The sequence below is a fragment of the uncultured Treponema sp. genome, assembly GCF_946187725.1.
In the GTDB taxonomy this organism is placed as follows: domain Bacteria; phylum Spirochaetota; class Spirochaetia; order Treponematales; family Treponemataceae; genus Treponema_D.
In genome coordinates this window covers 1-15,853 of the sequence record NZ_CAMHSK010000020.1, presented here as the reverse complement: position 1 = coordinate 15,853, position 15,853 = coordinate 1, and the positions used below count along the sequence as shown (strand labels likewise).

At 42.6% G+C, this 15,853-nt stretch carries 12 protein-coding genes; all 12 read left to right on the top strand.

Features of this window, described 5'->3' with window-relative positions; genetic code table 11:
* The first annotated feature begins 143 nt into the window (after nucleotides 1–143).
* Nucleotides 144–2,336 (top strand): dipeptide/oligopeptide/nickel ABC transporter permease/ATP-binding protein, encoded by a 2,193-nt coding sequence (locus tag Q0Q74_RS08750; protein WP_294430015.1) that lies wholly within the window; start codon nucleotides 144–146, stop codon nucleotides 2,334–2,336.
* Nucleotides 2,337–2,418: 82 nt separating this feature from the next.
* Entirely contained in the window at nucleotides 2,419–4,146 is a 1,728-nt protein-coding gene (locus tag Q0Q74_RS08745) for a methyl-accepting chemotaxis protein (protein ID WP_294430013.1), read from the top strand.
* A 29-nt stretch (nucleotides 4,147–4,175) separates the two neighbouring features.
* Nucleotides 4,176–5,987 carry a methyl-accepting chemotaxis protein gene (locus Q0Q74_RS08740; RefSeq protein WP_294430012.1) on the top strand — a complete coding sequence of 604 codons (1,812 nt, stop codon included), beginning with the start codon at nucleotides 4,176–4,178 and terminating at the stop codon, nucleotides 5,985–5,987.
* Nucleotides 5,984–6,487 (top strand): chemotaxis protein CheW, encoded by a 504-nt coding sequence (locus Q0Q74_RS08735; protein ID WP_294430010.1) that lies wholly within the window; start codon nucleotides 5,984–5,986, stop codon nucleotides 6,485–6,487. Before Q0Q74_RS08740 ends, Q0Q74_RS08735 begins: the two co-directional genes overlap by 4 nt.
* Entirely contained in the window at nucleotides 6,474–6,998 is a 525-nt protein-coding gene (locus Q0Q74_RS08730; protein WP_294430009.1) for a hypothetical protein, read from the top strand. The genes Q0Q74_RS08735 and Q0Q74_RS08730 overlap by 14 nt, the downstream gene beginning before the upstream one ends.
* Before the next feature lie 35 nt (nucleotides 6,999–7,033).
* Entirely contained in the window at nucleotides 7,034–8,020 is a 987-nt protein-coding gene (locus tag Q0Q74_RS08725) for a chemotaxis protein CheB (RefSeq protein ID WP_294430007.1), read from the top strand.
* Nucleotides 8,017–8,874 carry a CheR family methyltransferase gene (locus tag Q0Q74_RS08720; protein ID WP_294430006.1) on the top strand — a complete coding sequence of 286 codons (858 nt, stop codon included), beginning with the start codon at nucleotides 8,017–8,019 and terminating at the stop codon, nucleotides 8,872–8,874. Before Q0Q74_RS08725 ends, Q0Q74_RS08720 begins: the two co-directional genes overlap by 4 nt.
* Nucleotides 8,875–10,977, top strand: coding sequence for a response regulator (locus tag Q0Q74_RS08715; RefSeq protein ID WP_294430003.1), 2,103 nt, complete (start codon nucleotides 8,875–8,877; stop codon nucleotides 10,975–10,977).
* The gene (locus Q0Q74_RS08710) at nucleotides 10,977–12,824 is read left to right on the top strand and encodes an adenylate/guanylate cyclase domain-containing protein (RefSeq protein ID WP_294430001.1); all 1,848 of its coding nucleotides are present in this window, start codon (nucleotides 10,977–10,979) and stop codon (nucleotides 12,822–12,824) included. Before Q0Q74_RS08715 ends, Q0Q74_RS08710 begins: the two co-directional genes overlap by 1 nt.
* A 24-nt stretch (nucleotides 12,825–12,848) precedes the next feature.
* Nucleotides 12,849–13,898 (top strand): ABC transporter ATP-binding protein, encoded by a 1,050-nt coding sequence (locus Q0Q74_RS08705; protein ID WP_294429999.1) that lies wholly within the window; start codon nucleotides 12,849–12,851, stop codon nucleotides 13,896–13,898.
* Nucleotides 13,899–13,941: 43 nt separating this feature from the next.
* Nucleotides 13,942–14,850 (top strand): helix-turn-helix transcriptional regulator, encoded by a 909-nt coding sequence (locus tag Q0Q74_RS08700; RefSeq protein ID WP_294429998.1) that lies wholly within the window; start codon nucleotides 13,942–13,944, stop codon nucleotides 14,848–14,850.
* Nucleotides 14,851–15,135: 285 nt separating this feature from the next.
* Nucleotides 15,136–15,853 (top strand): hypothetical protein (locus tag Q0Q74_RS08695; protein ID WP_294429997.1); only part of this gene is annotated, 718 nt, incomplete at its 3' end.

The window sequence follows — 15,853 nt, the reverse complement described above, 5'->3', positions numbered from 1 at the left end:
AAAAATCTCAATTAACTTTTCTCCCGCAACAATTCCCAATCATCAATTTCGGCTAGAGAAAACCACGAATATGTGATATAATGAAACTGTTCGACTTGCCTCACTTTCAAGAAAGTGCGGTTTACGAACTGTTCTATTTTACTATGAAACGCCTTTTTCAATATCTAAAAACCCGTCCTCTTGCAATCATTTCAATTACGCTTCTTGTACTGCTGTATCTTTCGATGATTTTTGCGCCTTTTTTGGCTCCTTATACGCCCACGCGCACCTTTGAGGATGGCACTTTTCATCCTTCAAACATCGAGCTGACTTCACGCGGAATCGTTGCACGCGAATACCGGGTTTTGAATCCGATTACATGGCGTTATGCGAAGGTCAGGGGCGAAGAATTTCATCATAAAATCGCATTTTTCGTTAAGGGTGAGGAATATAAGCTTTTCGGGTTTATTTCTTCCAGTCGGCACCTTTTTGGAACTCTCCCTGATGCACAGACTGGCGAGCTTTATCCAGTCTTTCTTTTTGGTTCGGACAATCTTGGACGCGACTTGTTCAGCCGCATGGTCTATGGCAGCAGAATTTCGCTTACAATCGGCTTTGTGGCAAGTGCAATTTCTCTGGTTCTGGCGATTTTGCTCGGCGGCCTTGCTGGTTATTACGGCGGCAAAACTGACTGGCTGGTCATGCGTTTTTCAGAGTTTTTCATGCTGATTCCGGGGCTTTACCTGATTCTTTTCCTGCGCTCACTTCTCAACAGCAAAATGGATTCCGGCACAAGCTACATGATAATCACGGTGATTCTTTCCCTCGTCGGATGGCCGGGCACAGCACGCACTTTGCGCGGCATGGTTCATTCAATCAAACGAGAAGAATTTGTCCTCGATGCGGGCCTTGAAGGAATCCCTTCCACGGTCATAATTTTTGCTCACATAATTCCGCAGATTACGAGTCTTCTTATCGTTTCGACCACCCTTGCGATTCCGGGCTTTATCATGAGCGAGACCACTCTTTCTTACCTTGGTCTTGGCATCTCCGACCCCGCCGTGAGCTGGGGCAGCATGATTAACCGGGACATTTCAACGCTTTCAAACCTCAAAAACTTCCCGTGGCTCTTAACGCCGGTTTACTTGCTTTTGGGCGTAACGCTGGCATTCAATTTCCTCGGTGACGCTTTGCGCGACTATTTCGACCCGTATCATGTGGTGTTTAAGACATGGAAAAATAAGGGCGTTCCCGCCGACAAGCGGCGGTCGGGTCTTTCGCGAGCACTTCCGTTGTCGTGCTCGATTCACTTCCGCTGTCGCTCCATTCCTACGCAGCAAGCTGCTTCGGAACGCACTTCGTGCGGTGCTACACCCCCTAACGCTTCGAATAGTAAATCCACTGACAATAAGGCATGGCTTTCCATTGAAAATCTTCGTGTGTCATTCACGGTGCTTCGTGGTTCGAGCAGGACTGTAATTCAGTCTGTGCGCGGTGTTTCATTCAGCATGAATCGTGGTGAAATTCTTGGTATCGTCGGTGAATCTGGCTCTGGAAAATCTGTCACCACTACGGCAATTCCTGCCCTGCATCCGTCAAATGCAAGCGTTGAAGGCAAAATCTTTTTTGACGGCGTGGAACTTACCTCGCTTTCTCAAAAAGAAATCCGCTCTTATCGCGGTAAAAAAATCGGGCTAATCTTCCAGGAACCAGGCAGGAGTTTTGATCCGCTTCAGAGCATTGGTTCGGTCTTTTTAGAAACTTTCCGAAATTCAAATCCTGAAATCACTCGTGAAGAAGCAGAGGCAAAAACGGTCTCTCTTTTGAATGAAGTCGGTCTGCCTGATCCGGCCAAGCGTCTCAAAAATTTCCCGCATCAGTTTTCGGGTGGTCAGCTTCAGCGAATTTCTATCGCACTTTCCCTTGCTCAAGGCTGCGAACTTCTGATTGCCGATGAACCGACTACGGCCCTTGATGTCACGATTCAGGCTCAAATCGTCTCTCTGCTTGCTGATTTACGAAAATCACGAAATCTTTCTATTATATTCATCAGTCACAACATTGAACTTGTCGCCTCTCTTTCTGACAACATGATTGTAATGTACGGCGGCTTGATCATGGAAAAAGGCACGAGTGAGCAAATCATGCACCATGCGCGGCATCCTTACACAAAGGCATTGCTTGCTTCAAGTCCGAAATTCGGAACTCACTATACTTCAGAAAAACTGATTTCGATTCCAGGTCGTGTAACGGATCCCGCTCATCCTGAACCAGGCTGTCCTTTTGCCCCAAGATGCCAATACGCAAAGGAAGAATGCAAAACCCCCGCCTGCGAGTGCTACAAAACAATTTCTTAAAAAAAATTAAGAATTCTTTTCACTTTTTACAAACTTGTGTTATAATGGTCGGCAAAAGTATTTCCACAGGAGTTGTAAAAAAATGACATTTGTAAAAAGAGCACTGACCCTTATTGGTGTTGCGGTCGCGGTGTTCTTCATCATAACAACAATTGTTGTAGCAAGCCTTGTTTCAAATTTTACGGAAGAGCAGGCATACAGGCTCATGTATTCAAATATGAGGGAATGTATACTCAATTTTGAGAATACGCTGGCAGGCCCTGCTAAAATGACGGAATCTCTGGCATTGTATTTCAATGACGGTTTTTATGACAGCAACAGAAGAACAAATGAAGTTTTCGAGAAGATGTCGCTTGCTTACCCGGAACTTCCTGGCTTTTATGGTTACAAGACTGACGGAACCATTTTCAAAGGTCCGAATATCGAGATTCCTGATGGATACGACCCCACATCCTGCAACTGGTATACAGGGGCTGTCGATATTTCCGGCGAAACTTATTATTCAGATGTCTATGAAAGTGAGCTTTCTGGTCGTCTGGTCATGACAATTTCGCGGGCAATTTTAAAAGATGATGAGGTTGAGGGCGTAGTTGCTTTTGACTTCCCTGTTGAAGACCTTCAGATGTTTGTTGGCGAAGTAAAAAGCGATTTGCTGGACCGGTCTTTCATTCTTTCTCCGCGCGGCGATTTTTTCATGCACGAAACCTACACTGCTGAAGATAATATCCTTAGAATTGAAAACGGAAAGTACCGCGCACTTGGTGAAAAGCTGCTTGAAGTTGAAAATGACTTTGTTTTCGGTAAAGTTGACGGTATCAAGTATGTTTTCCGAATTGACCCGATTCCTACAACTGGATGGTATTATGTTCTTGGAAAGAGCATCAAGGATGTAAATTCTTTCTCAAGAGCCACAAAAATCCTGCTTACAGTTACCTTCATTATCCTGTTCATCGTTATCATGACGATTACGGCTTTAATCATCAGCCGAATGAGAAAAAAGGAACATCTTGCCAGTATCCGTCTTATTGATGAAACTCATAACCTTGCCCTTTCTTCCAAAGAAAATGCTTCTACTGCACAAGATCAGAGTGCGGCCGTCAAAGAAATCGTTGCCACAATGGAAGACAACACGGAACTTTCAGAAGATATTTCAAAAAAAATCCAGGATGTATCTGGCGTTGCCAAAAAAACGAGCGGCGATGTTGCGGAGGGCGTTTCGTTCCTGGAGCAGAATGTAAGGCAGCTTCATGAAATTGCAACTGCTAATCAGAACACAATCGAAGGAATCAAATCTTTGGGTGATAAAATCGAAAACATCTGGGATATCGTTTCCTTGATTAACTCGGTCGCTGACCAGGCAAAAATCATCGCTTTCAATGCGGAACTTGAAGCTGGCAAAGCTGGTGAAGCAGGACGCAACTTCCATATCGTTGCTTCTGAAATCCGTCGTCTTGCTGACGGAATCATCAACGGCACAAAAGAAATCAAAAAGAAAATCACAGAAATTCAGCAATCTTCCGACACTCTCATCATTGCAAGTGAAAGCGGTACCGAAAAAATCCGCGAGGGCGTTTCAAATGCGAAGAACCTTGAGGAACGCTTCACGAGCATCAAGAATGCTTCCGAAATTACGGCTGACAGCGCGGGCGACATCACTACGATTATTCAGCAGCAGGCTGTGGCGAGCGAGCAGATTCTTCTGACTCTCAAGCAGATTGCTTCCGGCGTTGACCGCTTCCGTGGTGCTACGGAAAACATCTCCGAAGCATCTCAGAAACTTCAGGTAATTGCAGAAGAACTTCGTAAGTAAAAAAAGCCATTTAGAAAAGTGAGGAAAATATGAAATTCTTGAAAATCAAAAATGAGGCACGAAAACTGCCGTTTCCTGTCATGGTAATCATTTTTGCTCTTATTCTTGCCGGATTGATTGCTGCCAGTTTTGCTTTTATCGGCAAAAGGGCGAGGGTGAATTTTGAAAAATCCAGTCATAAAGAACTTTCCCAGCTGTGCAAAAATATGAAACTGAAATTTGAGCTTGGGCTTAACGAGCAGCTTGTACTTGCACAGCAGATGGCAAAATCACCGTTAATCGTAAAATATTTTGAAGATCCATCGGACAGTTCTGTTCGGGAAGATGCTTTTGAGGAAGTCCTTGCTTATCAGAATTCGTTTTTGAGCAAACTGTCATTCATGATTAATGACGCAGACCTTAAATATTATTCAGATAATAAATATCTTTACACGCTTGATAAAGATGATCCTACAAGCGTCTGGTACACAAGTCTGATTGATACCGATAAATCTTATGTTTTCAATGTAGATTATGACATCGGTTTGAAGCAGACTTTCATGTGGGTAAACTGCATTGTCCGCAATTATAACGGAGATTTTCTTGGTCTTATCGGAACGGGCATTCCAATTTCAGAATTCGTAAATTCACTTTATTCAGACCTTCCAGAAAACTATTCAATGTACATTTTCAATAATGCCCTTGAGACAACAGGTTCCCCAGAATTGAGCCACCTTGAAAACAAAACCCCGATTACAGAAGTCATCCCTGCTTTTGCAAACCGCGAATATGAGCTTGAAGCAATCGGCGAGTCTTTCATCGATACTGATAACACGGTGTTTGGATTTGAGCCGTTTGAGGAAATTGGCTGGACTCTTGTAATGTCAAAAGATTACACCGTTGCCTCATTCCTTGCGGGGGCAATTGGACCGGCTTCAATCTGTCTTGTTGTTATTGTATTTGTTGTGCTTGTATTCTTTAGTTGCCTTAGAATTCAGCTGCTTCATTCCAATGAAAAGAAAGTCGGAATCAGCATTCTTGAAGAGATTCAGAATCTTGCGGTTTCTTCAAAAGAAACTGCCGCTACGGCTCAGGATCAGAGTGCCGCAGTAAAAGAAATTGTTGCCACAATGGAAGACAACACTGCGCTTTCAGAAGATATTTCGCAGAAAATCAAGGATGTTTCGGGAGCCGCCACAAAAACCAGCGGTGATGTATCTGACGGTGTTGCATATCTTGAAGAAAATGTAAAGCAGCTTCAGGAAATTGCCGCTACGAACATGAATACGATTTCTGGCATCCGCTCTCTGGGCGATAAAATCGAAAATATCTGGGATATCGTCACATTGATTAACTCGGTCGCTGACCAGGCAAAAATCATCGCATTCAATGCAGAACTTGAGGCTTCAAGTGCAGGTGAAGCAGGCCGAAACTTCCACATCGTTGCGACAGAAATTCGTCGTCTTGCAGACGGTATCATCGACGGTACCAAGGAAATCAAGGAGCGCATTACTGAAATCCAGCAGTCTTCGGACAGCCTGATTCTTGCCAGCCAAAGCGGTACCGAAAAGATTCAGGAAGGTGTAGATAACGCAAAGAATCTTGAGGAACGCTTCACGAGCATCAAAAATGCATCTGAAAGCACAGCCGACAGTGCCGGTAAAATCACTACAATCATTCAGCAGCAGGCGGCGGCGAGCGAGCAGATTCTTATTACTTTGAAGCAGATTGCTTCCGGTGTAGAGAATTTCAGTTCTGCAACCGAGCATATTTCTCAGTCATCTCAGAACCTAAAAAACATTGCCGAAGAATTGAGCGATAAAAAGGGTGAAAAACGCGCTGCAGTCCAGGAGAACGCATGAACGAAGAAATAATCGAGCAGATTGCTCAGGAGAATGGAGCCGGAGAAGAGCAGGTCGTTGAAAAGCACATGGTGACCTGGTTGTTTTTCTCAATTACCGGTAAAAAATATGCCGTCAGGTCGAATGCTGTTCTTGAAATCATCCGTGATGTTTCTGTTTATAAATTGCCTTTCATGCCTGATTATATTGAAGGCGTTCTGAACAGGCGCGGCGACCCGTTTACAGTGATTAATCCACGCTGTCTGCTTAATGTTGATGACAAAAAGGCTCCCGATGAACCACTCTTTTTGATTTTAAAAAGAACTGATGATCAGCTTTCAATTCACATTTCGGACATTCTTTTTTTTGCAGAACTTGAAGAAAAGGAACTGAATTTAATTCCTGAAAACGATGAGGAAGGATTCTTTTTGGGCATACTGAGCTATAACTGTGAAGAAGTTCCTGTTTTGAATCCAGACGCTTTTGAATTACTCATAAGGAAAGACCTTGGAAGCTCATAATTATTTCACATGCATTGCATACGACAGCGTAGATTTTCTCATTCAAAGCAAATATGTTGAATTCGGAATTTACATTGATGCCAGGAAGGATCTTCCATATATTGAGTTCAACGATGAAACTTTGCCGCATATTCATATCGGTTCGCTTTTAGAGACCGAATTTTCATGCAAGGCCAAAGAAAACTGCAATGTCGTTCTTGTAATGAAGATTCAGGATTTCGCCAGCGGGATGAAAGAAGCAATCGAGGAATTTACAGAGACAAATTTCCCCATGAGCGGCAATTTTGCGCTTTCTGTAACCAGCTCAATTTCCAGCGGTCAGATTGATATTTCTGCTTTGCGCCTGCTTCCTGAAGGGCTCAGAAAGGATATGCTTGAATGTGGAATTTGCGCCCTTGGTTTCATTCCTGACGAAAACAATAAAAAACTTATGCGAAAGCAAATTCTTATATCGCCAGACAAACTGTTGAGAAAATTCTTTTCGACAGGACTATTACAAAAATCGGAGTAAATCGGGAGTTTGAGGCAAAACAAGGGAGAAAACGGATGAATGTAGTAATAGAGGATGGCTCTGCAATAGTTCGTGCCATTATCGAACAAAATTTAAGGAATTATCCTGAAATAAAAGTCATTGCGTCTCTTTCAAATGGCAAAAAGGTGGCTCAATTTGTCACTAATGAAAAGGCCGATGTAATCATTTCCGGGGCCGATACCAGCGATTCTGTTGAAGCAGAAAATATGCGTCTTATTTTTGAGCAGATGCACATTCCGTTTATCCTCATGAACGATTCAAACTCTCCAGTTGAGAATTTCCCTGGCGTGGTAGATACAATCGAAAAGCCACGGCTTAACGGCTACAACAGCTCTTTCTTTGATTCTCTTATACAAAAATTCGAAAAAATCCCTGTTTCATCCGTCGAGACATGCGTTTCAGATTCAGAACCTAGCGATTCATTTAAGATTCTGTGCATTGGAGCTTCTACAGGCGGCCCTTCTGCCGTGTCACAGGTGCTTCAGTCTCTCGGTGAAAATTTTCCTCTTCCAATTCTGTATACGCAGCATCTTGAAGTCGGAGCTGACAGAACCATGTCTGAATGGTTTGCGAGTGTATGTCACAATTTTCATGTAAAACTCGCTCAGAATGGTGAAGAAGCAAAACCTGGATTCGTTTACATGGCTCCTGCCGATAAGCATCTTGTAATTGATTATGTCGAGGCAAACGGGCATCCTCTTCTAAAACTGTCCGACGAGGAACCCGAACGCTTTTTGAGACCTGCCGTGAATAAACTTTTCAGGTCAGCGGCAAAATTTTATAAAAAAGACTGTCTGGCAATTCTTTTGACGGGAATGGGTGCGGATGGTGCGGAAGGCTGCAAGGAAATCTGTGACAGAGGCGGCTGGACAATTGTCGAGGATAAATCGACTTGTGTTGTTTTCGGAATGCCGGCAGCGGCAATTGAAGCTGGTGGAGCAAGGGAAGTTCTGCCACGGCGCGAAATCTCAAAGCGAATCTTGGAACTGGTGAAAAAATGATTCAGAATACGCCCATAAAACTGACGCCTGATGAATTTGAGTCAATTCTCGCAATCTTAAAAAGCCGCACAGGAATAGTGCCGCGTGCAAGCCATCGTGAAGGCATAAAATCCTATATCGAAAGCCGCATTGCAGCCAGAAATCTTACCGTGCAAGGCTATAAAAACAGCATACTTTCAGATGATGTTTTTTTCACCGAATTTGTAAATGAAAGCACTGTAAACGAAACATATTTCTTCCGTGAAGAAAAGCAGTTCATGCTTCTAAGAGACAGAATTTTCCCGATGTGGAGGTCGATGTTCGGAACTTCCAGAATCAAAATCTGGAGTGCGGCCTGTTCTTACGGCGAAGAAGCCTATTCCCTGGCACTTTTGGCCAAATACTGCGGGCTGAATGTTTCGGTTACGGCAAGTGACATCAATTCCATTGTGCTCAGGCATTGCGAAAAAGCCTCGTTCCTTCCAAGTTCTGTGCGTTCCGTGGACGGTGTTATTTTTCAGCCATTGCTTTCTCCGTATAAAAAAGATGACGGTACAATCGAATTTGATGATGAAATCAAGGGCTGTATCCGAACGCAAAAACTCAACCTTTCATTGATTGATAGCCCTGCGTGCAGCACGCTTCTTCCAAGAAATCAGAATATAATTTTTCTTCGCAATGTCTTTATTTATTTCAGTCCTGAACTTAGGGCAAGAATTTTAAAAACACTTGCCGAAAAATGCCTTGCTGCGGGCGGAATTTTATTCGTTTCAATCAGTGAAATTGCTCAGCTTGATTCTGACATCATACCGCCGTCACTGGAGAAAGTCTTTGACGGAAATGTTTTCTATTTTCACAAAAAGGAGGTAATTTAGATGGCGGCTGTTTCGTCTGATATTACCGAAAGTTATGTAAGCGAAGTAAAGGAGCTTCTTGAAGCTTCGCGCAAAGACATCATAAATCTTAAAATGACTCAGAATGACCCTGAGATTATGACGAATCTTCTTCGTAATCTTCACACGATAAAGGGAAATTCACGAATGCTCGGTTTTTCAACAATTGAGAAACTTTCTCATGCAATCGAAGATATTTATAAAAGCGTAAAAGACGGTCAGATTAAGAACAGCGAAAGGCTTGTAAAACTGATTTTTGCTGTAACCGATAAAATCACGGACTGTGCGGCTTCTATTTTAAAAAGAGGAACTGACGAGCAGAACATTGAAATTTATCTTCAGTATTGCGATAAACTTGCCGCCGGTGAGCTGATTGATACAGACGCGCTTCTTGATGAAATCCGCCGTTTGAATGGAAATCTTGCGGAAGAAGACGACGAAGACGAATTCAATGAAAATGTAAGTGAAATCCAATCAATCAGAATCAAACTTTCCAGAGTCAATGACATTATCACAGCGTTTGACTCAATGATTACGCGCGAATTCCACTTAAAGCATCAGCTGGACGAGTTAAGGCAGTTTGAAGAAAAAACAAGCAGCCATGAACTGTCAAAAATCCGCAAGCAGTTTGAAAGCGACATTTACGCTCTTGAAACCACGATTTTCAATGTTCAGGAGCAGGTGTTTGATTTGCGAATGCTTCCAATCAGCATCGTTCTTCGACCACTTGAAAACACAATCGCTCTTGAGGCGATGAATTTGGGCAAAAAGGTTCACTGCAACATTCCGCAGACGGACATTGCAATTGATAAGATGATTCTTGAAGAACTGGGCGACATTCTCATGCACCTTATCAGAAACGCACTTGATCACGGTCTTGAAAGTCCTGAAGAGCGAAAGGCCGCCGGAAAGAGCGAAGAAGGCTGCGTAAGCATAACCTGTACCCGTGAAACAAAGCATATTGAGCTTAGAATCAGTGATGACGGTCGGGGGCTGGATTACGACAAAATTCGTGATAAGGCAAATAAACTCTACCCGGAGCGTGCTGACGAAATCAAAAAGATGAGCGACAGGGAACTTTCTCAATTCTTGTTCCAGTCCGGCTTCTCGACCAAGGAGACGGTGACGGAGCTTTCGGGGCGTGGAGTTGGCCTTGATGTCGTGTGGGCGAATGTCGAAAAAATCAAGGGCCGCATTAAAATCGAAAGTGAAGCAGGCAAGGGCACCACATTCATCCTTCATTTCCCGCTTTCTCTTTCAACTTTGCAGGGATTGTTCATATTCTCAAATATGGACAAATATCTTATTCCCTCGCAGCATATTGTTGACCTTATATATAGAAAGAAAAGTGAATATATCACTCTTCAGAACCAGAGCTACATCAAGCTTGAAGGTCAGCTTATTCCGTGCTTCTCGCTTTCAACGCTTTTTGGTGAGCGAAAGGGCTTCTACAATCAGGATGCGGATTCAATTTTGATTGCCGAATATATGGAACAGCGAATCGGAATCATTGTCGATGAAGTTCAGCAGTATGTCTCTCTTGTAGTAAAACCTCTGCCAAAAGCTTTCAAAAATTTCTCAATTTTGCAGGGAATTGTTTTCGACGAGCATTATGACATCGTTCCGATTCTTCATGTGCCTGACATCTTAAAGAAATTCAAATCACTGCGCGGCTATGACATCAAAAAGTATGAAGCGGCAACACAGAAGCGCATTGCTCATATTCTTGTGGTCGATGATTCTGACACAACCCGGCAGATTGAAAAATCAATTCTCGAAGGAGCAGGTTTCCTTGTTGATACAGCTTATGATGGTCTGGACGGTCTGGATAAGGCAAAATCTCGTACTTACGACCTTATTCTGACAGACAAGGATATGCCGCGAATGACAGGCCTTGTTCTTTTGGACAATTTGCGCCGTATGGAGCAGTACGCTAATTCACCAGTCGTGATTCTTTCTGCGGACCAAAGCCCGGAAGTAATTCGGCAATTTGAACAGCTGAAGGCAAGTGCCATCATTTCAAAAGGTGATTTTGAACGAGGAAAACTTATAAGCACGATAAAAGAACTTGTAGGAGAGGCATAATGGAAAAACGAATCCTTATACTTGAAACTTCTGCGACACTAAAGAAAATCTTCACCGATACTCTGGACAAAAAGCAATACTCGGTTCAGTTTGTTTCTGACGGTAAAAAGGCCATCTACTATCTTTTTGAATTTCAGCCGGATTTGTTCCTGTTAAACTGTGACATTCAGAGCCCAAGAAGTTTTGAAATCGTAAGAATTATCCGTTCAATGGATTGCTTTGAAGACCTTGCAATCGGAATGTATGCAAATTTCCCGGCACCTCTTGATGAAATCTATGCGATTGAGTCAGGTGCTACATCTTTTATACGGCTCGATCAGGATTCATTCCTTCAAAAAGTTACAATTCTTGCAGACATCACGACCCCAAAGCTCGACAACTCTTTTATGAGCGAAAAGCAGGGTAAATTCGATGACACATTCCTTTTCCTTAAAAGCACGGAGCTTTTGCATTGGGAATCCAGAAAGACCGCGATGTTCTCAAAGCTCATGAATCTTGTTGACTACATCGAAGACATTGAAGAAATCGTAAAATCATTCCTTCTGCTGATTGCGGAAGTTTGTGAAGTTCCTCTTGCCGCACTCTATATTCTCGAAAATGACGGTCCGCATGGATATTATGTCAGTTCCGGCAACATCGGCCAAAAGGAAATCACTGACTTCTTAAAAGTCTGTCAGGTTGATTTTAATAGCGTACAGATAAATTATGATTCAGTGAATATCGTGCCAAAAAAACTGGGAATCAATCCCGAACTTGACCGTTTTTACAGCACAAAAGTTCAGCTTTCAAGCTATGAGAGCGAAACCTTAAAATCAGTTTCCAAAAGCGAACGATTCGGCACTGTTCACATCGTGAGTGAAGGCAATATTACGACCGAAAAGCGAAATTTCTTCCTTTCATGTGTAAGAAACACGGCCGTCATTTTTGACAAGGCACTCATCACCAAAAAGAAGATTTTCTTTGAGCAGCGCATCCGCCGGGCATTCAGCCGCTTTGTTCCAGAACAGATTATTGACAGCCTCGTATTGCAGGCCGACAACGCAGATGAAAAGGTCGGTGTCGGCGAAACTCGTGCCGTAGCGATTCTTTTTAGCGACATCCGCTCATTTACAAACATAAGCGAGAAAAACAAGCCTGATGTACTCGTTGCCTTTTTGAACCGCTATTTTTCTACGATGGTTGAAATCATCAAAAAGCATGGCGGTACAATCGATAAATTCATCGGTGATGCAATCATGGCCGAATTCGGCACTCCTGTAAGCTACGAAAACAACTGTCGCCGGGCAGTCGCGGCCGCCTATGAAATGCGTGAAGCACTTGCTTCTATTGACTTGGGCGATTTGATTCTTCCAGAAGGCATGAAGTTCAATATTGGAATCGGAATTCACTATGGAGATGTAATCGTCGGTTCAATCGGTTCAAAGGATAAAACTGATTATTCGGTCATCGGTGACAATGTAAACTTAGCTTCGCGTCTCGAAGGCCTCACAAAAACTTACGGCACGCAGATTCTTGTAAGTGACAGTGTTCGTGAAAATGCCGGTGAAAATTCGTTCTGTTTCCGTCATCTTGATGATGTCCGCGTAAAAGGAAAGGCAAATGCCGTCCAGATTTATGCCGTTGACCGTAACGAAGAAGAATTCCCTGCCGCGTACAAAGATGCTTACATAAAGGGCATGGACATGTACAAGCAGGGAATCTGGAATCTCGCAAAGAATTATTTTGCCAAGTCGCTCAATGCAGTGCCAAACGACAAGGCTTCAAGGCTCATGATTTCTCGATGTGAGGAATTCATCAAAAATCCGCCACAAAACTGGGATGGTGCGATTGCATTCTTCACTAAGTAATTTTTCATATGGTATAATCAAAATATGTCTGATTTCATAATTCAAGCCGAGCACCTTACAAAAAAATTCACTCTCGATGCCGGATTCTTCGCCAAAAACGACCGATTTGTTTACGCCGTGAACGATGTCTCTTTCGGAATCGAACGCGGAAAAACCTATGGCCTGGTCGGTGAGTCCGGTTGCGGCAAAACGACTACGGCTCGAATGCTGGTCAGAATGTACAAGGCCGATGGTGGCGCGATTTATTACAGGGCGTTCCCGTCGCAAAGCGACGGTCGGGCTATCCGCACTTCCGCTGACGCTCCATTGCCTGACGGCAACGCCTGTGGCGGTGCTACTATCCCTAACGCATCGGCAGAGAACATTTTGCTGTATAATCGAAAGCAGCTTCGCGAATATCGTGAAAAAATCAAATATGTCTTTCAAGACCCCTCTCGTTCGCTCAATCCGCGGCTCACGGTTTTCAATATCCTTACCGCAAGCTACAAGTATTCTTCAATCTGGCCGGGCAAAAAAGCCGCCTATGAAGAGGCCGCTCAAATCATGGAAGAAGTCGGCCTTGACCCGCTCGATTTGGAAAAACGCCCCAGTGAATTCAGTGGCGGTCAGCGGCAGCGAATTTCAATCGCGCGGGCATTGATTATGAAGCCTCAAGTCATGTTCTGTGACGAGGTTGTGAGCGCGCTTGATGTTTCGGTTCAAAGCCAGATTCTCAATCTTTTACAGGATATTCGTGAAAAGCGAGGAATTTCCTTCCTCTTTATTGCACACGATTTGCGTGTATCCTGCTATTTCTGTGACACAATCGGCGTAATGTACCGTGGTCTTCTTGTCGAAGAAGCTCCTGCAAGCGATTTGTACAAAAACGCCGCACATCCGTATACAAAATTACTTTTCTCTGGAAGCGACAATTCTTCTTCAAACTCAAACGGTGAAGTCAAAACAACTTTGGAAAGTCTGCATGGCTGCCCGTTCGCACACCGATGCCCGCGCGCAAAGCCTGAGTGCCGCACCCAAATCCCCGAATGGAAAGAGATTTCAACTGGGCATAAGGTAAGGTGTGTCCTGGGGTAGAAAATTGGACTAATCATTTTTTCCATTGTATAATTTTAAATATATGGAAAATTATCTCATCGGCACAATTCTTAAGGAGTACCGCACCCGCCTGAACATTTCACAAGAAGATATATGTTTTGATTTGTGTGCTGTTTCTACACTTTCACGCATTGAGGGCGGAACTCAGCTTCCTAGACGGAAACTTGTTGAAGCTTTGTTCAGCAGAATGGGGATGGTCACGCCTTCAAGCGGAATTCCGATGAGCCGTGCGGATTTTTATCGCGAAAACCTTGAGTATAGAATAAATGAAATGGTTGCCAGGGCTGACTTTGAAATCGCGGGCTTGCTCGAAGAATACAAAAATTGTGACAAAGACATGGATGTTTTTGAACGGCAATTTTATACTTTTTATAAAACCTTGTCAGAAAATTCAAAAACTCCAGATGACAAAAAGGCCTTGGAACAATATGTTTCTGCATTAAGGCTTACAGTTAAGAATTATGATGTAAAAGGATTGCCTCTTGCCCGCCTGCTTACAAGAAACGAAATCCTGATTTTAAACAACATCTCGCGGACATTATATGCTTTGGGCGAAGGAGAAAATGCAATTTCAATCATGGAATTCCTTCGTTCTTATTTTGAAAAAGGAATCGTAAGCGAAGAAGAAAAAGCCAAAAATTACCATGTGATTCTCTTCAATCTTGAAAACTGGTATGGACTTTCGGACAATGATGCAAAAGCACTCGAAATCTGCGAAATCGCGATTGATTCATGCATAAAATACAGCCCCGGCAACCTGTTTCCGTATCATATCTTCAATAAGGGCTGTGCGTTGGTGAAACTTGGAAAAATGGAAGAAGGCAAAAAATTTTTGGAACACGCATTTATCATCATGGAAGAACTGAAAAAATATGATGATATTGTCAGCGGAAAAAAGTGGTGCAAAGAAAACCTTGGGCTGGACCTCTGAAAAGTAAGATTTAATTAAAAATTTCGAAGAATTTTGTAAGTTTTTTCCTTTTTTCTCCAAATTTGCGTAAAACGCTATGGTGTGTTTTATTCCGTGGACTTAGAATCTATATAAATCTATTTCTTGGAGTGGACATTCAGGATGTTAATGTAATGGGTACTGTTCAGAAAGTCCGTCTAGACTTTTAAACAGCCGCTAATTTTTAAATCGCAAAGTTTGTACAATTCTTAACTATTTGGTGTACAAACTTTGCTTTGATTTAGAAGTTGATAAAGGGATATTATGATGAAAAAACTTATATTTCTGCTTTTCCTAATTCAAACATTCGCTTTTGGTGCTGATTTGTCTCATAAGAAATATCTTGAAGATATAGATTCGCTTGAAGAAATTTTCAGATATTACTGCATAAGTTATGAGGCGATTCAGAAGTCGGGGCGATTTGACATCGATAAAAAAATTCAGGAACTAAGAAATAGAAATGTAAAGATTCTAAATTCCGATGATTTTTTTAGCATTTTATGCGGTGCATTTGAAAATATCCCTGACCATCATATATCATTCTCTTTTCTGGGCGAAACATACTTGCTTCGGAGAAAGGAACTCAAAACGCTAGGTAAGACACAGCCGCTTTTACTTGAAAAAGAAAGGGAGCTTTATTTTTCTTTCAGTGATTTTGATTCAGAAATTTCATGGAAAAATGTCAGAAAATTTGAGAATCTAAATATGTCAGACTTTGACAAAATTATTTTTGACTTACGTGGCAATTCAGGTGGCGACTTTGAATCAGGTGCGGTAATTCTTAAAAAGTTGTGCGGCCTGGAATACGAAGATTCAGACAGATTTGCTATATGTGAAAAATGTCTGCTGTACGGAGATAGTCCATATTATTCTGAACTAAAGAATATGCTTGAATTTTCAAAAAAAGAAATTAAGAAAATTGAAAAAGGCGATGTTCTGTTAAAAAGAAATCCCTTTTCACGGAATTACTTGCATATCAATAAGA

Bases quoted from the DNA above. Each gene is read 5' to 3' on its own strand.
- Q0Q74_RS08750 (WP_294430015.1), top strand. From the start codon at position 144: ATGAAACGCCTTTTTCAATATCTAAAAACCCGTCCTCTTGCAATCATT.
- Q0Q74_RS08710 (WP_294430001.1), top strand. From the start codon at position 10,977: ATGGAAAAACGAATCCTTATACTTGAAACTTCTGCGACACTAAAGAAA.
- Q0Q74_RS08745 (WP_294430013.1), top strand. From the start codon at position 2,419: ATGACATTTGTAAAAAGAGCACTGACCCTTATTGGTGTTGCGGTCGCG.
- Q0Q74_RS08700 (WP_294429998.1), top strand. From the start codon at position 13,942: ATGGAAAATTATCTCATCGGCACAATTCTTAAGGAGTACCGCACCCGC.
- Q0Q74_RS08705 (WP_294429999.1), top strand. From the start codon at position 12,849: ATGTCTGATTTCATAATTCAAGCCGAGCACCTTACAAAAAAATTCACT.
- Q0Q74_RS08720 (WP_294430006.1), top strand. From the start codon at position 8,017: ATGATTCAGAATACGCCCATAAAACTGACGCCTGATGAATTTGAGTCA.
- Q0Q74_RS08725 (WP_294430007.1), top strand. From the start codon at position 7,034: ATGAATGTAGTAATAGAGGATGGCTCTGCAATAGTTCGTGCCATTATC.
- Q0Q74_RS08715 (WP_294430003.1), top strand. From the start codon at position 8,875: ATGGCGGCTGTTTCGTCTGATATTACCGAAAGTTATGTAAGCGAAGTA.
- Q0Q74_RS08735 (WP_294430010.1), top strand. From the start codon at position 5,984: ATGAACGAAGAAATAATCGAGCAGATTGCTCAGGAGAATGGAGCCGGA.
- Q0Q74_RS08740 (WP_294430012.1), top strand. From the start codon at position 4,176: ATGAAATTCTTGAAAATCAAAAATGAGGCACGAAAACTGCCGTTTCCT.